This is a genomic window from Dyella psychrodurans, assembly GCF_003363265.1.
GTDB classification, from domain to species: Bacteria; Pseudomonadota; Gammaproteobacteria; order Xanthomonadales; family Rhodanobacteraceae; genus Dyella_B; species Dyella_B psychrodurans.
The window spans coordinates 307,741-330,752 of record NZ_QRBF01000002.1; the positions used below are offsets into that span (position 1 = coordinate 307,741).

Annotated in this window: 11 protein-coding genes; 6 read left to right on the forward strand and 5 right to left on the reverse strand. The window is 61.8% G+C overall.

The window, feature by feature from the left end:
• Nucleotides 1-236 precede the first annotated feature (236 nt).
• The 4 genes from DWU99_RS07590 (at nt 237) to murD (ending at nt 6,208) form a co-directional block, all read left to right on the forward strand.
• On the forward strand, nt 237-2,849 hold the full coding sequence (locus tag DWU99_RS07590) for a bifunctional aspartate kinase/diaminopimelate decarboxylase (protein ID WP_267897507.1): 2,613 nt from the start codon (nt 237-239) through the stop codon (nt 2,847-2,849).
• Between the two features lie 171 nt (nt 2,850-3,020).
• Entirely contained in the window at nt 3,021-3,401 is a 381-nt protein-coding gene (locus DWU99_RS07595; RefSeq protein WP_115477419.1) for an endonuclease domain-containing protein, read from the forward strand.
• Between the two features lie 97 nt (nt 3,402-3,498).
• Nucleotides 3,499-4,848, forward strand: coding sequence for a UDP-N-acetyl-alpha-D-muramoyl-L-alanyl-L-glutamate epimerase (gene murL / locus DWU99_RS07600; protein WP_115477420.1), 1,350 nt, complete (start codon nt 3,499-3,501; stop codon nt 4,846-4,848).
• A 1-nt stretch (nt 4,849) separates the two neighbouring features.
• On the forward strand, nt 4,850-6,208 hold the full coding sequence (murD, locus tag DWU99_RS07605; protein ID WP_115477421.1) for a UDP-N-acetylmuramoyl-L-alanine--D-glutamate ligase: 1,359 nt from the start codon (nt 4,850-4,852) through the stop codon (nt 6,206-6,208).
• Between the two features lie 149 nt (nt 6,209-6,357).
• Here the strand turns inward: murD and DWU99_RS07610 are convergent, their stop codons facing one another.
• Together DWU99_RS07610 and DWU99_RS07615 are read right to left on the reverse strand one after the other, a co-directional pair.
• The gene (locus DWU99_RS07610; RefSeq protein ID WP_115477708.1) at nt 6,358-8,445 is read right to left on the reverse strand and encodes a M13 family metallopeptidase; all 2,088 of its coding nucleotides are present in this window, start codon (nt 8,443-8,445) and stop codon (nt 6,358-6,360) included.
• A gap of 279 nt (nt 8,446-8,724) precedes the next feature.
• Entirely contained in the window at nt 8,725-12,084 is a 3,360-nt protein-coding gene (locus tag DWU99_RS07615; RefSeq protein WP_115477422.1) for a GH92 family glycosyl hydrolase, read from the reverse strand.
• A 216-nt stretch (nt 12,085-12,300) separates the two neighbouring features.
• Here DWU99_RS07615 and DWU99_RS07620 point away from each other — a divergent pair, with 216 nt between their 5' ends.
• Both DWU99_RS07620 and DWU99_RS07625 read left to right on the forward strand, forming a co-directional pair.
• On the forward strand, nt 12,301-13,767 hold the full coding sequence (locus DWU99_RS07620) for a DHA2 family efflux MFS transporter permease subunit (RefSeq protein ID WP_233510958.1): 1,467 nt from the start codon (nt 12,301-12,303) through the stop codon (nt 13,765-13,767).
• 47 nt (nt 13,768-13,814) lie between these two features.
• On the forward strand, nt 13,815-14,588 hold the full coding sequence (locus tag DWU99_RS07625) for a DUF899 domain-containing protein (RefSeq protein WP_115477423.1): 774 nt from the start codon (nt 13,815-13,817) through the stop codon (nt 14,586-14,588).
• Between the two features lie 24 nt (nt 14,589-14,612).
• Here the strand turns inward: DWU99_RS07625 and DWU99_RS07630 are convergent, their stop codons facing one another.
• From DWU99_RS07630 to DWU99_RS07640, 3 genes are all read right to left on the reverse strand, one after another.
• Nucleotides 14,613-18,389: a translocation/assembly module TamB domain-containing protein gene (locus DWU99_RS07630; protein ID WP_233510960.1), complete on the reverse strand. Its 3,777-nt coding sequence runs from the start codon at nt 18,387-18,389 to the stop codon at nt 14,613-14,615.
• 7 nt (nt 18,390-18,396) lie between these two features.
• Nucleotides 18,397-20,157, reverse strand: coding sequence for an autotransporter assembly complex protein TamA (locus DWU99_RS07635; protein ID WP_115477424.1), 1,761 nt, complete (start codon nt 20,155-20,157; stop codon nt 18,397-18,399).
• A gap of 155 nt (nt 20,158-20,312) precedes the next feature.
• On the reverse strand, nt 20,313-22,892 hold the full coding sequence (locus DWU99_RS07640; protein WP_115477425.1) for a glycosyltransferase: 2,580 nt from the start codon (nt 22,890-22,892) through the stop codon (nt 20,313-20,315).
• Nucleotides 22,893-23,012 lie beyond the last annotated feature (120 nt).

The following is a 23,012-nucleotide window of genomic DNA, read 5'->3' on the forward strand; positions in this document are numbered from 1 at the left end:
GGTTGGCTTCCAGCCCCCCAAAGAACCTCGCTTCGAACTATTTCTATCGCGAGATTGCCCCCTCACCCCAGCCCTCTCCCCGGAGGGGAGAGGGAGTAGGTTGCCGTATGAGTAGAGAGAGCAGGGTTGGTGGCGTTTAGCCGTCCAAACCCATATTCCCAATCACCGGTTGCATTCCGGCTGATGCAGCGCAACACTGGCAGGATTGTTTTCCCCGCAACCCTGACAGAGAAACCGTGACCTCCAACGCCTCCGCGCCGCTTTCCGCCGGCGCTCCCTGGATCGTGATGAAGTTCGGCGGCACCAGTGTCGCCACCTTGCCTCGTTGGCAGAACATCCGTGAGCTGGTTGCCAGCCGTCGTGCCGAAGGCGCGCGCGTGCTGGTGGTCGTGTCCGCGCTCACCGGCATCACCGACGCACTCAAACAACTGTGCGCGCAGGAAGACAAAAGCAAACGGATCGAGGCTGCGAAGATGATCGCGCAACGTCATTATGACCTGCTCGATCACATGCAGCTGGCGGTTCCCGATACGCTCGCGGTGCGCCTCACCGAGTTGGCGCGATTGGCCGAAGAAGGCCCGGCCGTGCTTGGCGAACTGGCGTGGTCTGCCCTGATGCAGGCGCATGGCGAGCTGATGTCGAGCGCACTCGGCGCGGCCTTTCTCAGCCACAGCGGATTGCCCACCCAGTGGGTGGATGCGCGCGATTGTCTCGCTGCCGTGGCGCTGCCGAATCAGAACGAGCGCACCAAGCTGCTGTCGGCGATGGTCGAGGCCAAGCCCGATCCTGCGTTGAACACGCGCCTGGCCAAACTCGGCGAGGTGTTCATCACCCAAGGCTTCATCGCGCGCGAATCGCAGGGCCGCACGGTGCTGCTTGGTCGCGGTGGGTCGGATACGTCCGCGTCCTATTTCGGCGCGTTGCTGAAAGCGCAGCGCGTGGAAATCTGGACCGACGTCGCCGGCATGTTCACCGCCAATCCGCGTCAGGTGCCCGGTGCGCGCCTGCTGCAGAAACTCGACTACGAAGAAGCCCAGGAAATTGCTTCGACGGGTGCGAAAGTGCTGCATCCGCGCTGCCTGTCGCCGCTGCGCGAACCGCGCGTGCCGATGCTGATCAAGGACACCAATCGGCCCGAGCTCGAGGGCACCGTGATCGGCCCCGAAGTGCGCGAGCATGCGCCGAGCGTGAAAGCGATCAGCGCACGCAAGGGCATCACGCTGGTGTCGATGGAATCGGTAGGCATGTGGCAGCAGGTCGGCTTCCTGGCCGACGTGTTCGCGCAGTTCAAGCAGCATGGCCTCTCGGTGGACTTGATCAGTTCGGCCGAAACCAACGTCACCGTATCGCTCGATCCTACGGAAAACCTGCTCGATTCCGATGCGGTCGCCGCGCTTGCCAGCGACCTGGCCAAGGTATGTCGCGTGAAAGTCATCGCACCTTGCGCGGCGATCACGCTGGCCGGTCGAGGCATGCGTTCCATGCTGCATACCTTGTCGGGCGTGTTGGCGGAATTCGGTCAATTGCGCGTGCATCTGATCTCGCAATCGTCGAACAACCTCAACCTCACCTTCGTCGTGGACGAGAGCGTGGTGGACGATCTCATTCCGCGCCTGCACGAAATGCTGATCGCCGCGGGCGCGCTGCGCACCGACGACAGCGCGTTGTTCGGACCCAGCTGGCAAAGCCTGTATGGCAGTGGCGAAGTGGTGGCTGCCGGCGATGCCTGGTGGCGTACGGAATCTCGCGATCGGCTGCTGCAACTGGGTGCCGAAGCGACGCCGCGCTATGTCTATCACATGCCTACGGTGCGTCAGCAGGCACGCAACCTGAAAACGCTTGCTGCGGTGGATCGCCTGCACTACGCGGTGAAGGCGAACACACACCCTGCAATCCTGCGTGCCCTGGCCGAAGAAGGGTTCGGCTTCGAGTGCGTGTCGCCGGGCGAGTTGAAAGCCGTGATGGCGGCCGTTCCCGAATCGGCGCCGCTGCTGTTCACCCCTAACTTCGCGCCGCGCGAGGATTACGCGTGGGCTTTCGGCACGCGCGCCACTGTTTCGCTCGATTCGCTCTATCCGTTGGAACATTGGGGCGAGGTTTTCCGCGGGCGCGAAATCGTACTGCGCGTGGATCTCGGTCGCGGCCTTGGCCATCACGAGAAAGTGCGTACCGGCGGCAGCGGCAGCAAATTCGGCTTGCCGGTGGACCAGATCGACACGTTCCTTCGCCTTGCAGATACGCACAGCGTGACGGTGCGCGGTCTGCACGCGCATCTGGGCTCGGGCATTCTCGACGACAAGCACTGGGGCGAGGTGTACGGCCAGTTGGCCAGCCTCGCCGAGCGTATCGGCAGCGTCGCTTTCCTCGATATCGGCGGCGGTCTGGGCGTGCCCTCGCATCCGGGCGAAGCGCGACTCGACGTCGCGGCGTTGGACGAGGTGTTGCGCAAGGTCAAGGCTGCCTATCCGCACTACAAGTTGTGGATGGAGCCCGGCCGCTACCTGGTGGCCGACGCCGGCGTGCTGCTCACCCGCGTCACGCAGCAGAAGGGCAAGGGCAGCTGGCGTTATCTCGGCGTGGACACGGGCATGAACAGCCTGATCCGCCCGGCGCTGTACGACGCCTGGCACGAAATCGTCAATCTCACCCGTCTCGATGAGCCGGCGACAGCGCTGTACCAGGTCGTGGGCCCCATTTGCGAAAGCGGCGACGTGATCGGTTCCGATCGCCGGCTGCCCGAGGCGAAGGAGGGCGACGTGGTGCTGATTGCCCAGGCCGGTGCCTACGGGAAAGTCATGTCCTCGCCGTACAATCTGCGGGATGAGGCGGAAGAGATCATCCTCGACTGATGCTCCACGCTTTTCCCTCTCCCCTTTGGGGAGAGGGTAGGGTGAGGGGACGCTCTTGCGGTAACGCAAAATCAAAAGGGGTTTGATGGGGCTTTATCGCAAGAGCAGCCCCTCATCCCGACCTTCTCCCCGGAGGGGAGAAGGAGCAAAGCGAGGGAGTCGTGTTTCAGGATGAAACGCTTGCATGTAGATCGTGCGCGGGGATTGCGCAGAAATATGACCGACGCTGAGCACCTGCTTTGGCGCCATCTGCGCAATCGCCACTTCTCAGGATGGAAATTCCGCCGACAGCATGAAATCGATCGCTACATCGTCGACTTCATCTGTCCAAATGCTCTCCTGATCGTGGAACTGGACGGCGGGCAACATGCGGAATTGATGGCAGAGGATGCCGATCGCACATCTCGACTCGAAGGAATGGGTTACCGTGTGCTGCGTTTCTGGAACAATGACGTTTTGACGAATACGGAAGCGGTGCTTGAGGTGATTTTGGAGGCTTTGGCAAGAGCGGCCCCTCACCCCAGCCCTCTCCCCAGAGGGGAGAGGGAGTGAAGCGCAGTGTGGCTCTGCTTCCTCTCCCCTTTGGGGAGAGGGCTGGGGTGAGGGGCGACGCTCGCGACAAGTTAGAAATAGATCCGGAGCATTTCGAGTGACCCACCCGATCCAACCCCGCCTGACCCAAGTCTTCCGCTTCGTGCGTTGCACGTACGCCCATGGCGTCGCGGAGCTGGTCTATGCCTTCGACCACGGCGAGGAACTGATCGAACGCGTGCGCTTTCCTGCGGCACCTGCCGTGACAGCCGAGCGCAAGCATGCCTTCGAAGCGGCGTTGAAACTTCTGCACCTGATCGCCGGCATCAGCTATTACAAAGCCGGTGTTCCGCCCAAGATCGAGCTTTCCAACGGTCCGCTGGACGATGCCACCGCGGATTTGCTCGAGGCCCTGTACCTGCATGGTCTTGCCGAATTCGCGTATCGCAACGGCCTGGACCTGCGCGGGCGCATCGCGTTTCCGCGTTCCGGCGAGCCTTCCGGCATGGTCAAGGCGGCGACTCTGCATCTCCCCGAGCGCACACTCGTTCCCATCGGCGGCGGCAAGGATTCGCTGGTCGCTGTCGAAGCGATCAAACACATCGGAGGCCAGGCAACGGCCGTGTGGGTGGGCAATTCGCCCTTGATCGCCACGTGCGCCGAACGCACGGGATTGCCCACGCTCAATATTCAGCGCGAACTGGCTCCGGGCTTGTTCGAGCTCAATCGGCTCGGCGCATGGAATGGACATATTCCGGTGACGGCGGTGAATTCGGCGGTGCTCGCTGTCGCGGCGATTCTCTACGGCTACGACAGCATCGCCTTCGCCAACGAACGTTCCGCCTCCGCCGCCACGCTGGAATACGACGGTCAGCAGGTGAACCACCAGTGGAGCAAGGGCTACGCCTTCGAGCGCTTACTGGGTGACTGGCTGCACACGCATGTGGCGGCCGATCTCCATTACTGCTCGCTGTTGCGTCCTTACTCCGAGCTTGCGATTACGCGCGCATTCGCCAAGCTCACGCCGTACTTCGACGTGTTCTCCAGCTGCAATCGCAATTTCAAGATACTGGGCCCCAAGCCGGCGGATCGCTGGTGCGGCGAATGCCCCAAATGCCATTTCGTGTTCCTCGCACTTGCGCCGTTTCTGCCCAAGCCGCGCTTGCTGGCCATCTTCGGCCGCAACGTGTTGGATGACGAAGCGCAAACCGCAGGTTTCGATGCCTTGCTGGAATACCACGACCACAAACCGTTCGAATGCGTGGGCGAGGGTGCCGAGGCGCGCGCCGCGATGTATGCGTTGAGCCAGCGGCCGGAGTGGCAGGAAGATGCCATCGTTGCGCGTTTCCGCAGCGAGATCCTGCCGCAGCTCGATGTCGCCGAGCTGGCGCTGGAGCCTTGGTTGAAGCCCGCGGGCGATCATCGCGTACCCGAGCGGTTGCAGCCGGCGCTCGCGGCGATCGGTTGACATGCGTATCGCCGAACTTGCCGGGCAGCGCGTAGCGATCTGGGGTTTCGGGCGCGAAGGGCGCGCCGCGATCCGCGCCTTGCGTCGTCGTGCTCCGGAGCTGTCGCTCGCTTTGTATTGCAGCGAAGCGGAAGCGCCCGACGCGCAAACATTCGACGCCGCGTTACGCGTGTACGCGCACGAGCCGGATGCCATCGCGCTCAGCGCGTACGACGTGGTGATCAAATCGCCCGGCATTTCCGCCTACAAACCGGCGATTCTCACCGCACAAGCGCAAGGCACGCGTTTCATATCCGGTACGGCACTGTGGTTTGCGGAAAATCCGCAAGCGCGCGTCGTCGCCGTGACGGGTACCAAAGGCAAGAGCACCACCACGGCGCTGCTTGCGCACCTCGCCCGTGCTTTAGGTGTGCGCACCGCGCTGGCGGGAAATATTGGCCTGCCTTTGCTCGAACTGCTCGATCAACAAGCCGATCTATGGGCGATCGAGCTTTCCAGTTTCCAAACCGGCGAAGCCGGAGCGATGGAACTTGGCGTCATCACCAGCTTGTACGAGGAGCATCTCGACTGGCACGGTTCGCGCGAACGCTACGTTGCCGACAAGCTCAAGTTGGCTGATGCGGCGCAACAGTTGCTCGTCAATGCGGAGCAACCATCGTTACTGGAAAAAACGGCTACCCATCCGCATCGCCAACTGTTTGGCAACCTGGACGGTTGGTATGTGGCGGACGGGTTCATTCGTCGCGGCGAAGCATCGGTGCTGGCGCTGGACAAGCTTTCCGTTCCCGGCCTGCACAACGCACTGAATGCCTGCGCGGCGTTGGCTGCGCTGGAGATCATGGGTTTCGACGCCACTGCGGCAGTGCCGGCGCTTTCCAGTTTCGAGGCATTGCCGCATCGCTTGCAGCCCTTGGGCGAACGCGATGGACTGCAGTGGATCAACGATTCCATCAGCACCACGCCGCTGGCGACCATCGCCGCACTCGACAGTTTGCGCGGCCGCGAAGTCACTGTGATCGTTGGCGGGCATGATCGCGGCCTCGACTGGTCTCCCTTCGTGCAGGCCGTTGCCGCGCGTTCGGCGTTGCGCATCGTGACGCAGGGCGCGAACGGTCCGCGTATCGCTGCAGCGTTGCGTGCGAGCAAATCCGAGATTCCACTCGGCGACGTCGACAAGCTTGACGATGCCATCGAGATGGCGCGCACCATTACACCGGAAAGTGGCGTTGTGCTGCTTTCACCGGGGGCTCCTAGTTTCGATCAGTTTCACGACTACGCAGAACGTGGTCGGCGTTTCGCCGAAATGGCTGGATTCGACGACAAAGCCATGGCCGGTATCGCTGGATTGGGCATCGCCTGATAACTGGCTACGCAGGTAGCCGCTTTCCGTCTTTCATTTTGAGCAGCTTGGCGACGAGTTGCATCGAAGCATGCCTTGAGCCTGCGGTTTGCAAGCGTGACCCCTCGCCCAGACCCCTCCCCGGAGGGGAGGGGTCTTAAGCTGCTGCGTTACCAGATCTTCACGCGATCATCTGGTGCGAGATAAAGCTTTTCGCCCGGCTTCACATTGAACGCGTCGTACCAGCCGTCGATGTTGCGCACCGTCTGTGCGCGGAAGTTCGCGGGCGCATGCACATCGGTGGCAAGGCGTTGGCGCAGGGCGGCGTCGCGGATCTTGGAGCGCCAGGCCTGGCCGAAGGCAAGCAAGAAGCGCTGGTCTCCGGTGAGGCCATCGATGACCGGAGCTGGCTTGCCGCCGAGTGATTTGTGATAGGCGGCATAGGCCACGGTAAGGCCGGATACGTCGGCGATGTTTTCGCCCAGCGTCTGCTGACCATTCACATGCAGGCCGGGCAGCGCCTCGTACTGGTCGAACTGCTTGACCAGCTTTTGCGTGGCTTCCTGGAAGTGGGCAGCGTCTTGCGGCGTCCACCAGTTTTCAAGCTTGCCCTGTGCATCGAAATCGGCGCCGGTGTTGTCGAAGCTATGGCTGATTTCATGACCGATGATTGCACCGATTGCACCGTAGTTGGCAGCGGCATCGGCACTCGGATCGAAGAACGGCGGCTGCAGAATGGCGGCGGGGAAGTTGAGTGCGTTTTGCAGCGGCAAGTTCACCGCGTTCACGGTTTGCGGCGTCATCCACCACTCACCACGGTCGATCGGCTGATGCAGTTTGGCGAGCTGGTGCTGATATTCCAGCGCCACCGAGCGTTCGTGATTGCCGAGCGGATCGTCCGCCTTGATGTCCAGCGTGGCATAGCTGCGCCAGGTCTCCGAATAGCCCACGCCTACACGCAGGGTTTGGAGCTTCTCCTTGGCCTTGGCGCGTGTCGCTGGCGTCATCCATGACAACGTATCCACGCGGTCGGCGAAGGCAGCGATGATGTTCTTCACCATGGCTTCCATCTTCGCCTTCGACGAGGCCGGGAAGTATTGCTTCACATAGATCTGGCCCACTGCATCGCCGAGATCGGTATTGGTCGCGGCGACGGCGCGCTTCCAGCGTTGCTGCTGCTTGGGCGTGCCCTGCAGCGTGGTGCCATAGAAATCAAAGCTGAGGTCCGCATACGCTTTCGGCAGCAGCGGTGCGGACTGGTCCAATGCGTGGAAGCGCAGGTACTGCTTCCAGGTATCAAGCGGCTCGCTGGCTACCAGTGCGGCAAGGCCGGTGGTGGCGGAGGGTTGCCATACATCGATGTGCTCCTGATCACCGAGGCCGGCGGCCTTGAAGTAGGCCATCCAGTTCAGTCCAGGTGCTTTCTGTGCGAAGTCCTGCATGCTCCACACATTGTTGGCCTTGTGCACATCCTGGCTGTCCACCAGGCTTTCCTGTGCCTGCGCGATCTTGGTTTCCAGGGCAATGATTGCCTTGGCTTGAGCATCCGCATCCGGTGTGCCAGCGAGCTTCAGTAGAGCAGTGACATAGTTCGCGTACTTCGCACGTGCATCCGCCATTTCCTTGTCCTGCGACAAGTAGTAATCGCGGCTTGGCATCGCAATGCCACCCTGCATCAGGTAGGCCATCGGACGATCGGGGTCTTCCAGACCTTGCGTTACGAACAGGCCGAACAAATTTTCAGTATGGAAATTAGTGTCGTTGATGGGGTCGACATCGGCGCGCTGTTCGCTGCCGAGCACGCTGGCCAGATCGTCGTGTGTCTTGATCGCATCGATCCGCGCGAACCGATCTTTCAGTGGAGCGAGTCCATGCTGCTCGATCGCGGCCTCGTTCATATAGGCGGCGTAGTAATCGGCGATCTTGCGCTCATTGCTGCTGGCGGCGGGATGCTGCTTGGCGACGTTCTGGATCAGGTTGGCCGTGCGTTTCTCGGCCAGCTCATACACTTTCAAGAAGGTGCCGGTGCTGGAGCGGTCAGCCGGGATCTGCGCCGTTTTCAACCACGTGCCGTTGGCGTAGTCGAAGAAATTGTCACCCGGCCGGATGGTGTGATCGACGCCGGACAGATCGATGCCGATGTCCGGTCCTGGGTGGGTATGAGTGGCGGGATCGGCACCGAATGCGGCAGGTGCCGCCATCAGGGTGGTGGCACTTCCAAATATTGCCGCCGTGAGAATCCGTCTAAACCGCTGCATGGCGATCACCTGTCTGTGGGAAAGATTTCTCCACCTTAGACCGCGGCGGCAGCCTTGTGAGCATGACTTTTGGGCTAGTCGATGCATGCCTCGATCGACTCCCTCTCCCCTTTGGGGAGAGGGCTGGGGTGAGGGGGCAATCTTGCCCAAAGGCAACATTTGTACTTACAGCAAAAAAATCTGAAACCTGCTTGCTCGGATGTATTTTTCGGCAAGCGTGGCCCCTCACCCCAACCCTCTCCCCGGAGAGGAGAGGGAGTGACGATAAGGGAACGCGTATCAGCGTCCTAGCAGTGCGATTTCTGCCAATGCCGTCGGCGCTTCGTTATCGAAGCGGAACCGGTAGTAACGGTGCTGCCCAGGGTTGCCGATATCGAAAGCCCGAGTCTGGCGTGCCCAAGGGAATCGCTCGTTCTTGCGCGTTTCCAGCACCGTCCAGTGTTGCCCATCGTCGGAGGCTTCCAGCGTCCAGTCGGAAGGCGCCTGTGCTTGCGTGGCCGAGGTCAACGTATACATCGCCACGGTGCGCGGTTGCAGGAATTGCCAACTCACAATGGACTGCGCGCGTGGCAATGGCGCTTCGGTGTCGCTGCTGTGATCGAACAGCGCGTTGAGATTGGAAATCTCGGGTTCGCTGCGGGGCGTCCCCTGTCCAGGGCCAACCAGGTCGTGCATGGGCGAGGGCGCGCCTGTGGTGGACAGCGAGGGTGGCAACGCCTGTTCGTCGCTTCCCCAGCGGGATGGCTTCGGTCCCATGGTGAAATCCAGCGTCGCTCCCTCCGCAAGCAACGCATGCGGCAAGGTGAGCTTGTTCCACGGCTGGCCATTGACGCGCAGGCTTTGGACGTAACGATTGGTATCGCTGACCTCGAGCGCGTTGATCACGATGTGCTTGCCGTTTTCCAGCGCGATATCCATATGCGGAAAATACGGCGCGCCGATCACGTATTCCGGCGTACCCATGCGCAGCGGATAGAAACCCGCGGCACTGAAGAGCCACCAGCCCGACATCTCGCCGTTGTCTTCATCGCCCAAATACCCCTGGCCAATCTCGCTGCCCAGGTAGAGACGCGAGAGCACATCGCGCACCTTGTCTTGCGCCTTCCACGGTTCACCCGCGTAGTCGTACATGTAGATGATGTGATGCGACGGCTGATTGCTGTGGCCGTACTGGCCCATGCGTACCGCCTGCGCTTCGCGCATCTCGTGGATCGGTTCGCCGTAGCCGCCGACGTGGTAGATGCCGGGCGTCGCGAAAAACTGATCCAGTTTGGCGGCCAACTCGGCGCGTCCGCCGTACAGGGCGGCCAGTCCGGCGCCATCCTGTGGTGCGTGGAACGCCATGTTCCATCCATCGGTTTCGGTGTAATCGTCGCCCCAACGGAGCGGATCGAAATTCTGTTTGGTATAGCGCCACTGTCCGCTCGCATCGCGACCGACGAAGAAGCCGATGCCGGGATTGAACAGGTTGACGTAATCCAGCGCGCGATCGAGGAAGTAGTGGGCGTCGACGGCGTATTGCGCGTTGTACGGATCGCTTGCGTCGTGTTGTTTGGCCAGCGCCTCGGCGAGGTTGCCGATGGCGAAGTCGGCAATATAGCCGTCCATCGACCAGGAAAATCCTTCCTTGATGCCGGTGTCGGTGTAGCCGTTGAAGATCGAACGTTGCAGACCTTTGCGTCCCGTGCCGGCCAGAGGGCTGACGACGGTCGCGTCCTTGAGCGCCGCCTGATAGAACGAACTCACATCGAAGTTATGCACGCCTTTCAGCCACGCATCGGCGAAGGCCACATCGGCGCTGGTACCGACCATCAGATCGGCATAGCCGGGCGACGACCAGCGTGCGATCCAGCCGCTGTCGCGGTATTCCTGCACGAAACCATCGATCATCGTGCCCGCTTGCTGCGGCATCAGCAGCGTGTAGAGCGGCCATGCCGTGCGATAGGTATCCCAGAAGCCGTTGTTGACGAACACCTTGCCGTTCACGATGCGCGCGCCGGTGTGCGTGGGCGTATCGGTGCCGACTTCGGGCGAGAACGGACTGGCATATTGATACACCGGCTTGTCGACCGTGCCGGTGTTTTCATAGGCCGAGTTGGGATACATCAGCAATCGGTACAGGTTGGAGTACAGCGTGACTCGTTCGTCGCGGCTGGCGCCTTGCACTTTCACGATGCTGAGCTGTTTGTCCCAGATCTGTTGCGCTTTGTCGCGCACGTCGTCGAAGCTGTCGTGCGCACCGATTTCCATGGCGAGATTGCGCTTGGCCTGATCCAGGCTGATCAGCGACGTCGCCATGCGCACGTTCACCGTTCTGTTCTTGGACGTGTCGAAGCCGAACCACGCCGTGACATGATCGCGGCCCTCGCCCGTCAAGCGGCCGCTCTCGCTGACGGCTTGATCGACGGTGGCATAGAAGAACAGCCGCGTCGCACCGGTCGATAATCTGCTCTTTACGTCGGAATACCCGCTGAAGCTGCGGTGCGCAGGATCAAGCGTGATGCTTCCCTCATCCGTGCGATTGTCGAACACCAGCTGGCCGCGTTTGCCGGGGAACGTGAAGCGAAGCGCGGCGGCGTGATCGGTGGGTGTCATCTCGCCGACGATGCCGTTGTCGAACGTCACCTTGTAGTAGTGCGCGTGCGCGATTTCGTTGGCGTGGCTGAAGCTCAGCGCCCGTGCGGCGCGATTGGCACTGGGCGCGCCGCTGGCGACGGCGGCGGGCATCAGCTGGAAGGTCTGCCGATCGCCCATCCACGGACTGGGTTCGTGCGAGAGCGAAAAGGCTTCGATGCGCGGTCGGTTGTTCGCATCGTTGCGCTCTTGGTATTGGTACATCCAGTCCGAGCTTGCATCGGTCACCGGTGCCCAGAAATTGAAGCCGTGCGGCAACGTTACAGCGGGAACGTTGTTGCCGCGCGAGAATACGTAGCCGGAGTTTGTGCCGCGCAGCGTATAGACATCATCGCTGGGATGTTGGTCCGAAGTCTGTTGGGGCGCAGGGCCGATGCGCAGATCGTCGAGAAAGCCCTCGAAGTGTGCCCCAGGGCCGTTGTGCTCAAGCACGATATGCCGAATGCGGCGGCCGTTGGCAACGTGCCCGATGTCGACCGACAGCTTGTTCCATTGATTGACGTAGACGGTGCGGCTGGCACCGAGCGCGTTCGCATTGGCGGGAATGCGATGCTGGTCTCGCGCATCCGTGGCGGAAAGGCGGCTGCCGTCGTCGAAGACGAGATCGATCGCCACATAGGTCGACGGATCGCGCAAATCGTTCGCAACGATGCAGGGGAAGAGCAGGTACGAAAGCTGCGTATCGGCCTGGACGGGTATATCCACATCAAAGACCGCGGCTCCCTGCTTGCCGCCCGCGTCGCCGTGATAGTGCAGCGAGTGCAGACCGCTGAAGCCGACGCCGGGTTTGGCGGTATACGCATCGGCCGCCGAGGGGCCGCCGCCAACCTCGATGGCGAATGCGTCGCCGGCGTGGCTGGCGATCGGCGCGGGTTCGCCGGCTTCGAAAGAGCGATAGAACGTGTCGTTCTGATCCGCGCAGACCAGTGTCGTGAACAGGGCGAGTGCCGCGAAGATGAAGTTTTGGCGAAAAAGCCGTTTCGTGTTGCCTGGTGCCTTGTGCATCTGTCACCCCTGTCGGGTCGTGCCGAGTACGACCGGTCGGAACGCGCGGAAATCGGGATTTGAATCGATCTAAATCACGAGTGTCAAACCGCAGCGCAGCATGCCATTTCTTGCGCTTCGTGGCCGGTCGGGGTATGTCGATATCGGTGCGGCTCGTTCGACGTTAGGTAGGGAGAGGCGGCCGCTCGCCATGTTGCAACCCATGCAGGAGAGATAATGACAACCGCTTCCACCGGGCAGGCCCCTCACGTTGCCATGCACCCGGATCGCCGATGGCTGGCCTTGATCGTGCTGTGCCTGGGCGTGCTGATGATCGTGCTGGATACCACCATCGTTAACGTCGCGCTTCCGTCGATCAAGACGGATCTGCACTTCGGCGACACGGCGCTGGCCTGGGTGGTCAATGCGTACATGCTCACTTATGGCGGTTTTCTGTTGCTGGGCGGCAGGCTGGGCGACCTTTACGGACATCGTCGCTTGTTCCTGATCGGCATCGCGTTGTTTACGTTGACGTCGCTCGCGTGCGGCTTGTCCACGACGCAGTTGGCGCTGGTGGTGGCGCGTAGCGTTCAGGGGTTGGGCGGCGCCGTTGTGACGGCCGTGGCCTTGTCGCTGATCATGGATCTGTTCACCGAGCCTGCGGATCGCGCCAAGGCGATGGGCGTTTACGGCTTCGTATGCGCGGGAGGCGGCAGCCTCGGCGCGATGCTCGGCGGCTTGCTCACCAGCACGTTGAGTTGGCATTGGGTGTTTCTGGTGAATCTGCCGATCGGCGCGGCGGTGATGGTGATGTCGTTGCGTCTGTTGCCGGCGGCACCCGGCACCGCGGCTTCGCGTCACCTGGATGTATTCGGCGCGTTCACCGTGACGGCTGCATTGATGCTGGCGGTGTACGCCATCGTCAATGGCAGCCAGAGCGGGTGGTTGTCGACGCGCACGCTGAGCGAACTGGCGATAGCGCTTGCGTTGCTGCTTACGTTTTTCTGGATCGAAACGCGCGTGCACGTGCCGTTGATGCCTCTGCGGCTGTTCAAGCTGCGCAATCTCGCTGTGTCGAATGTGGTGGGCGTGTTGTGGGCCGCCGCGATGTTCGCCTGGTTCTTCCTGTCGGCGTTGTACATGCAACTGGTGCTGGGTTACGGGCCGATGGAAGTGGGGCTGGCGTTTCTGCCCGCCAACCTGATCATGGCGGTGTTTTCGCTGGGGCTGTCGGCCAGGCTGGTGATGCGTTTCGGCATCCGTCGTCCGTTGGCGGCGGGATTGGTGTTGGCGACGTGCGGGCTGCTGCTGTTTTCGCGTGCGCCGGTGTCGGGGCATTTTCTTCCCGACATTCTGCCTGGCATGGTGTTGCTGGGGCTCGGCGCGGGTATCGCTTTCAATCCCGTATTGCTGGCGGCGATGAGCGACGTGGGGCCTTCCGAGTCGGGACTGGCCTCAGGCGTGGTCAACACCGCTTTCATGATGGGCGGCTCGCTCGGGCTTGCGGTGCTCGCCAGTCTCGCCGCGGCACGCACGCAGGCGTTGCAACTGGCGGGTGGCACGCAAAGTTTCGCGCTGGCGGGTGGTTATCAATCGGCGTTTCTGGCCGGTGCCTGCTTCGCTGCACTCGCTGCCTTGCTCGGGGCGGTGCTTCTGCGCACCAGGCATGAAGGTGTTGGCGAGCAGGTTGTGGCCGTGGAGTGATCGGTACGCATTATTCGGCGTTGGCATCAATCGGAACGGAGGCAAGCATGAGTCACGAAGTGGTTTCGCGCGAAGCATGGCTGGAGGCGCGCCGCGCCCTGATGATCAAGGAAAGAGAACACATGCGTCTCGGCGATCAGTTGAATGCCGAACGGCGCGCGCTGCCCTGGGTGAAGGTCGACAAGCACTACGAATTCGATGCTCCGTCGGGAAAGCGGACGCTCTCGGACCTTTTCGATGGGCGAAGCCAACTGTTCGTCAAGCATTACATGCTGGGTCCGGGGCAGCAGCACCATTGCGTGGGTTGCGCGCTGGAAGTCGATCATCTGGAGGGCATTCTGGTGCATCTTCAGAACCACGACCTTTCGTACGTGGCCATTGCGCGCGCGCCGATCGAAGAGATTGAAGCGCTGCGTTCGCGCATGGGTTGGCGTTTTCCGTTTGCCTCCTCGTATCGCAGCGATTTCAATTACGACTTCAACGTGTCGTTCAAGCCGGAGCAAGTTCAGGCGAAAAAGGCTTTCTACAACTTCCGCGAAACCGATCCCGGACTGGAAGATCTGTCGGGCGACAGCGTTTTCTACAAGAACGAGAAAGGCGAGATTTTTCTCACCTATGCCGCATTCGGTCGCGGTTGCGAGATGTTCCTGGGAATCTATCCGTTCCTGGATGTCAGCCCGAAGGGGCGGGCGGAGAACGGTCCCTATCATTCGCTGGGCGATTGGGTGCGGCCGCACGACAAATACGACAGGCATGGCACCGTGGAACCCACCGGGCGCTATCACGAGGAAGGTTGCGGGTGTTCCGCGCACAAGCGGTAACGCAGCGCCTTTGCTTTCAGCGCGTCATTTCTCGATGCGGTAGTTGAGGCTGGCGCGATTGAAGTCGGTAGCGTTCTGCGCTTCGAAATTCCAGCGTCTGCTGAGGCGATAGCGTAGCGTGATGACCTGTCCCGGTTCGAACAATCCCACGCCGTAGCTGAGGTAAAGCCGAGGCGAGAGATATTTGCCGACCGTGAAGGCAGAGTTGCCGCCCAAAGCATCGCTGCTGGAAACGCCGATATCGCTGATACCGAGTTTGCCGCCCACGCTCTTGGCCAGGAAATTGCCGGTGGCCGAGCCAAGCGCCTGCGCGGCGGTATTGACCATGTTTCCTTCGCTGCCTTTCACCTGTGACAAAGGCTTGCCGGTAACGAGATAGGACAGCGCGTCGGATTGCTCCATCGCGGGATTGGAGAACACCGTCAATATCGGACGTTGCGCCGTGCCCGAAATCATCAGGCCGACCTGCTGGCCTTCATCGATGGTGGCGTTGGGCGTGAGGCTGCGCACGGCGCGAATATTGAGGCCGGGATTGTCGATGGGCGTGCTGGCGAACAGCAGCTGCCCCCGCTGGATCTGCAGGTTCTGGCCGTAAGCTTTGTAAGTGCCGTTGACGATGATCTGGCCTTGACCCGTCGTCTCACGACCGGGTCGCTCATTGACCGTTAGTACGCCACTCAAACGTCCATCGAGACCCATGCCGACCAGGTGCGTGTGCTGGCCAAGATCCACCTTGATCGATGCGTTGATCGGCATCGCATTCGTGCTGGCCGGCTGCTGCGGCTGATCGACGACCACGATATCGGGCGATGCCTTGTTGACGCCGCTGCCCGGCAGTTTGTCGAGGTTGACGTCGGCGGTGTCCAATCGCACCGAGCCGGTGGCATTGATGCCCTGCGCATCGCGGCGCACCAGCACATCCGGCGAAATAGCCACTTTGGCCGCAGGAATATCGACGGCGGTGAATTGTTGGCCTTTCAGTGTGAGTGTGCTCGGAGTTTGCGCATCGAGGCCTGCCACGCCCGCGAGGGTGATCGAACCCTTGCCCGATTGCACGCTGCCGTCGATGCGCAGCTCCCGCGTATTGGAAGCGCTGACCGTCACACGGCCCTGGTTGAGCTTGAGGCCGGCATCGGGAACTTCCGCCGCAAAATCCAGCACGCTGGCCTGACCGGTCACCGTCGGCTCCTGCAATGTGCCGCCGAATCGGAAATCGCCATCGAGGCGACCCTTCACGTTCGCGAGCGTGTCGGTAAACAGATCGATGAATGCAAGGTTGTCCAGGTGCAAGCTGAGCTGGCCGGTGAGCGCTTGCTGCGCGCCGCTGACGCTGGCCTGACCATCGAGGCGACCGGTCCCGTTGATCGTTGTACGTACCGTCACTTGCTGATTGCCTGGCGCGAGCGTCGCATTCAGCGCGAGGTTGTTGTAAGTGAGTGCGGGCTGATCGGGATGTTCGCGGTAGACGACACGACCTTGCGGTGAGGTGATCGTAGCGTTGCCTGTGAGATTCCCTGCGGCGTTGCGATGAATCTTGCCCTGGCCTTCCAGGCTGCCTTCCGCACTGACCGGGATATCGGCATTGCCGAGGGCATCCATGACCAGCGTGAGCGGCACGGCATGCAACTGATAGCTGGCATCGATGTTTCCGGTTTTGTCCTGCGTGCCGCTGAGGCACAGCAGGGGCTCGCCCGCAGTGAGGCACAGTGAGCCAAGACTTGCGCTGCCTTGATTCCAGCCAAGTCGAGCGGCTTGCTGCAGACGCCAGCGCGGCAGGCCTTGCAGGTCAAGCGTGAGCGAGGAGAGTGTGCCGTTCCAATTCGTATCCTTCAACGAGCCGCTCAGCGTGAGTGTTGTGGAGAGCGGCTCGCCTTGCGCCTCGAGCGTGAGCCGGTGCTGCGCGGAGGTGCCCTGGCCATTCACGCGTATCTGACGGAACGCAAGCCCGCCGAGTTCGGCACCGGATGCTTCGAGATCGAGCTTTCCGCCAAGCGCCGCGACATCGGGAATGTTGGCTTGTAGCTCAAGCGCTTTGACGGTTTGGCCCTGCCATGCGACAGATTGACCTTGCACGTTTCCGTTGACGGAAAGTTTTGGAAACGCGCCGCGGACATCGAAGCGGCCGCTCAGCTGCCCGCCGGCCTGCGGCAGCCAATCGCCCAATGACGCGATAGCCAAGGTGACATCGGCGTCGTTGCGATTGCCCGGGCGCGCGAGAAGCTTCACGGTGCTGTTGCCGGAAGCGAGTTCCAGCGTGCCATCCACCACGTTGTTCGGCGCGAGATGCAGGCGGCCATTGCCGTGCAGGCGTCGCTGCCGCAGCGTGCCGTCGAGCTTGCGCAGATCGAGCGTGACGTTCGGGCTGTTCTTGGTCAGCGTGCCTTGCGTCGCGAAGTCGGCATCCAGCAGGCCTTGCCACTCGGCAAACAATTGTCCGGGGTCGAACTTGTTGGCCGTTGCCTGGAATTGCCAGCCGAAATACGGTTGCAGCATCAGCGTGCCGCTCGCCGCGAGTTGTCCTTGCGGTTGCAGCAGGTTGAGCGTGTGCAACTGGATCTGTTGCGGCGTGCCGTCGAGATTCAACGCAAGCTTGGCTGGCTTGCCCGGCGGACCGATGGTGACATCGCCTTCGGCGTGATAGCGATCGGTACTTCCCTTCGCGGCAAGGCGACCCTGACTGTCCAGCGTTTGACCCACGAGGCTCGCGGGCAATTCGAGGTTTTTCCAGCCGATGTCGAGGTCCGCGCTAACGGGATGGGCATCCAGTTGCACGGTTCCCGTGGCGTTGACCACGCCTTTGATCTGTGGCGACGCAAGCTGCAGCTGCTGCAGGGAGAGTGTCTTGAAGTCCTTGTCGAATTGCGCCTGCAGCGGTTGCAGCAGCAGGTGATAGTCGTTGAGATCCAGTTCGCCCGAAAGGTCGCCGCCATAAGCATCGCCGCTGCCCTGCAGATTTGCGGCAAGGCTGGTGAGCGAACTGCCGCCGAGCAGTGGCTTCGGATTGAACGCTGGTACATCGAGCTTGCCGGTCCACGCATTGTTCTTGCGCTGGTCGATGGTCAGCTGCAACTGCGCCAGCATCGGTTCCGTCAGCGACAACTGGAGCTGTGCCTTGCGTCCGTTGCCTTGCGCAGTGATGTTGCCGGCATAGTCGACGCCGCCGATCTTCCACGCGATATCGGCGCGTCCCTTGCCGCGATAACGTCGGCCGATGCCGAGCTGCCCATCCAGATTTGCATGTCCCTCCGGTGCGCGCAGCGCCAGTCGATCGATGTCGATGCCGTCGTTGGTCCAGCGGCCGGCGAGGTCGAGCTGATAGGAGGCAAACACCGGCTGATGATCTTGCGTGATCGTCACTGGTCCGACATGCACGCCGTCGAGCACCAGCGCCAACGGCGGCTTCAGCGAAAGTCCACTCGATGACGACGAACCTTGCGATTTAGGCAGCGCGACATCGACGCGATCCGCGCGAAGATCGGTGACATGCAGGCGTTTGTAGAGCAGGGTGGCGACGTGCCAGTCCAGATGCAGGCCGGCGATGTCGACGTCGGTGCCTTCGCCATCGCTGTAGCGCAAGACACCGATATCCAGCGGGCCTATCAATCGTCCTTCCGCCTGCTGTACCTGCAACGCGCCGTGCGTGAAATCCTGGGCGCGCGCCAATGCGAAGCGCAAGCCTGCGCCGGTGCACAGCAACCAGGCAACGCTGCCAGCGATCACTAGGAATACCGCCAGCAGCACCAGGCCGATGGCGCGCAGCCAGCGAGGGCGTCGAGAGGCGGGTGCGGGTGTGCTGTTCACATATGCCTCACAAATCCGGCCCGATCACGAGATGCAGTTCCACGCCGTGGCGTTGCGCGTCGTTGATGGGCGTACCCACGTCGACCCGGATCAGGCCGACCGGTGAACGCCAGCGTACGCCGATGCCCGTGCCGATTTTGGGTTTCACGTTCGTGCCGTCAAACGCATTGCCGGCATCGACAAACGTGGCGATGCCCCAGCGCGGCGTGAAGTAGTGTTCCAGCGTTGCGCTGCCCAACAGCAGGTTGTCGCCGCCGATCACGCGTCCGTAACTGTTTTCCGGACCGATGGCCTGGAACGAATAACCGCGAATCGACTGATCGCCGCCCGCGAAGAAGCGCAATTGAGGCGGCAGCGCGGCGAAGTCGTCGGTCCAGGTGTGGCCGTAGCTGCCGCGCAGGATGATTCGATTGTTGCGCCAGAACGCGCGAATCCACTTGGCGTCCGCGGTGATCTGGCTGAAACGCGCGGACGTAAGCAGATCGCCTGCGGTACTGCGCGCGGCAAAGCTGAGCGACCAGCCGCGCCGCACGAAGTCGAGATTGTCCGCCTGCTTGCGCGTGAGCGAACCTTCGGCGTACACCAGCGTGCTGCTGCCGTGTTCGACGCCCGGCGTGCTTTCCGGCTCATCGGAGCGTTTGCCCACGGAGAAGGTGCCCGAGAGTGCGTGCAGGCCGACCGTGCGTACCCAGTCGTTCCACAGCTCGCTTTCGTTGGCGACCAGCTCCAGCGTGCGCGATTGCGAGGTAACGGTGTTGGCATCGCGATAGGTTGCGCCGAAATTCAGGCTGCGCTCGTTGTCGCCCGGCAACGGTATCGTGTACTGCGTAGTAACCGTCTTGAGCCGTTGCGCGAGCACGATGTCGTTTTTCCACTTGTGCCCGTACTGATTCACCCAGCGGCTTTCGACGCCGCCGCGTATGCCGACGCCGGTATCGGTGCCGAGGAACAAGCCCGCGGAGTAGATCGTGCGTTTGGCCGGCGCGAGTTCGACATCGATATCGACGATACCGTTTTTGGCACTGTCGATTTGCGGCATCACATTGACGATCGAGAAGTAGTCCGCGCCGTTCAGTGCTTGCTGGAATTTCAGCAGTTGGTTCTGATCGAAGTAGTCGCCAGGCTTGAACGGGATGTAGCGATCGAGAAACCCTTGCTGGAATTGCGAGCCTTCGAAGTGAACCTGGCCATAGCGGTAGCGGCGGCCGACGTCCCAGGCCAGGTGGATGGCTGCCGTGCGTTCGCCGCGATGGACGTCCACGCGGCGCACGGTAAGCCGCGCATCGAGATAGCCGTTCGCGGTAAGGGCGTGGCTTAGGGCATCGCGCGCGGTGTCGTATGCGTTATCGTCCAGTCGTTGGCCCTTGAGCTTGTCGATGCCACGACGCGCGGATCGGATGGGCGCGAGTTTCGCGGCGGTCGGATCGAGCTGAATATCCACCGATGTGACCTTGACCGGCTCACCCGCTGCGATGTGCAGCGTCACGCGCCAGTCCTTGCCGACCTGTTCCAGCTTGCCGGTGGCGTGCGCCTCGTAGTAGCCATAGGGCTGCAGCGCCGTTCCCACTTGTGCATCGGCGCGTTCATAAAGGCGACGCACCTGCGCTTCGCTCACGTCGCGCGTGGCGTATTGCGACAGGCTGACGCCGGCGATGACGGCGGCCTTGAGCGGATCGTCGACACCGTCCACGACCAGTTGCACCCCGGCATGGCTCAGTGTGGGGAGCAGCAAAAGCAAAAGCAGGCTGTAGCGGTGGATCCGGCGCATGCGTCGGGGTTCCATCCTCGTGTCGGCATCGCAAGGCGCAGCTTAGCGAGTTGCGCGTGGACCGTGCATTAAGTCCGCTCTTATTTTGAAGGCATGCTTGTCGCGCTTGCCCTCTCCCCATGGGGAAGAGGGTTCAGGCGCCGTAGGCTGTAGCGTCAGCCTGCCGCGTCACCCGAGCTGTGCGCGATCCATGCGCCAACTAATGCAGAGATATACGGGATCGCCTGCGCTGACAGGATGAAGATCCACAACCGGCCTTCGGTGAAGTGCGAGATGGCGCTCATCAGCATGCCGACGACGCACAGCGCGAGCGCGCAGAGCATCAGCATCTCTTCGCGCACGGGAGCGAACGCGGCGAAGTTGCTGCCGCCCAGGCGCCGGCTCTTTGCGGTGACCACGAACGAGGTCTTCTTGCGCGTCAACCCATGCAGGATGCCTCGCGCGATCGCGTGACTGAGGCTCATGCTGGCCACGGACGCCATGATCGTGTCATACCAGCTGCATGGCACGCGGGCGCGGTACAGCACGAAGCCGAAGATCGCCTTGGCGAAGAAGAAGCCGATCACGGGAACCAGGAACAGCTGCATCGGCAGGCTGAACGTTTGCGGCAGGCCCACCATGCCGGCGGTCCAGAAGATCGCCATCAGCGTGAAGATCAGGTGCAGCGCATCGGCGAACCAGCTGAACCAGCCGGTGAGGAAGTGGAAACGCTGGCCGCCGCTCAGCGGGCCTTTCTTCGTCATCCAGCTCCAGCGGCCTTTCAAAATCTGCATCGCGCCGAAGGCCCAGCGATAGCGCTGGCTCTTGTATGCCTTGAAGTCGGCGGGCGTCAGGCCCTTGCCCATCAGTTCATCGACATAGACCAGTTCGTAGCCGGCATGCATCAGGCGCAGGCCTAGCTCGGCGTCTTCGCAGATCGTCCATTCCGACCAGCCGCCGGTGCCCTCCAATGCGGAGCGGCGCACCATCGTCATCGTGCCGTGCTGGATGATGGCGTTGCGCTCGTTGCGGTGGTGCATGCCGATGCGGAAGAAGCCGTCGTATTCCCACGCGGTCATGCGGCGGAAGCGGTTGTGCTCGAAATCGCGGTGCGCCTGCGGGCACTGCACGACGGCCACCTTCGGGTCGTGGAAGTAGCCGGTGAGCGTGGACAGCCAGTCCGCGCGCACCTCGTAGTCGGCGTCGATCACGGCCACCACTTCGGCGCGCGCGTCGGTTTCCTTCAGGCCGAAGTTCAGGGCGCCGGCCTTGAAACCCGGCCAGGGTTCCAGGTGGAAGAAGCGGAAGCGGGAACCCAGTTTCTCGCAGTACTCCTGCACGGGCTTCCAGATCGCCGGGTCCTTGGTGTTGTTGTCGATGACCAGCACTTCGTAGTTGTGGTAATCCAGCGCTGCCAGCGAGTCGAGCGTGACGATCACCATCTCCGGCGGCTCGTTGTAGCAGGCCAGGTGGATGGACACGAACGGCTGCTTCTCGACCGGATCGGGCTCCAGCATGCCGGCGTGGCGAATCCACTTGCGGCGCCATAGCACCTCGGTGAATTCGAAGCCGTTGATCAACAGGATCGCCAGGATCGCCACCTGCGCCGGGAACAGCAGCGCGAGCATGCTCCAGTCGATCCAGTCGAGGTAGAAATTGAACGGCAGGGTGACCGACCACACGATCAGGCCGCAGGCGAGCTGGATCAGCATGTCGAAGAACAGCCGGCCCGTCAGCTTGAAACGGTGGAAACGGATGCCGAACCAGATCATCGGGATCAGCGCGAGCAGGCTGGCGGCCAACGCCTTCCACGGCCAGCCGGTGTCTTCCGTCACCGGACCGACGAAGGGAAATTTCAGCTGGCGGTCGGCGTTGAAGATGCCCCAGTAGGCACCTGTGCGGCCTTCGCCGAGGTTTTCCTTCCACGGCTGGTCGAAGGCTTCGAACAGGTAATAATCGACGTTGTGGGCTTGGGACCAGATCAGCCATTCGCGGTCGAAGATGGCTTGGTTGGAGATGGACGGGTAGGCGCGTTCTCGGCGGTCGCCGTTCGCGGGCCAACCGACCTCGCCGACAACGATGTGCTTGTTGGGGAAGGTTTGACGTATCTTCAGGTAGCTGTCTTCGGCTGCCCTGACCGCCCCCACGTCCAACCCGTCCTTGTCCTTTTCCAGCGACACCGCTATGCCGTTCCAGAACGGGAACAAGTGGATGGTAATGAAGTCCACGTGTTTGGCCAGTTCCGGGTACTTCAGCCAGATGTAATCCGGTTCGGCGATCGACACGGGTTGCTGGATATGCGCACGGGCGCGGTCGAGGTAGGTGATCATCTTCTCGACGGGCAGATCGTTGCGGAACAGCACTTCGTTGCCGACGATCACGCGTTCAATCGTGTCCGGATAGCGTCGGGAGAGCGCAATCAGCGCGTCCATTTCCTTTTCGTTGTTGTCCAGGCGGGTGTCGATCTCGGCGCCGGCCATCACCTTCAGGCCTTCTTTCTGGGCCAGTCGGTACGTTTGCGGGTTCACCTGCATGGAGTAGGTGCGGATGCGACCCGTGTACTGGCGCAACAGCTTCAGATCGCTGTCGATCTGGTCGTCGCTCGGGTAATCCTGGTTGAACGGGTTCTGGTAGCGCTGGAACAGCGCGACCGTGAGGCCGTTGATCTGGCCGCGCCAGTCCTGGGGGCCATGCGGGAGATTGCTCCACCACCAAAGGCCGATATTCAACGCCGCCACCACCAACGCCAGCAGCATGGCGGTGAAAATCGATGGCCAGGTTTTTGATTGGGTGGGTGCGGCGCTCAAGAAAATCCCCGTTAGGTACCTCTTTCGAGGCGCATCAAGCCCGAGGAGCTTAACCAATCGACGCCGGTT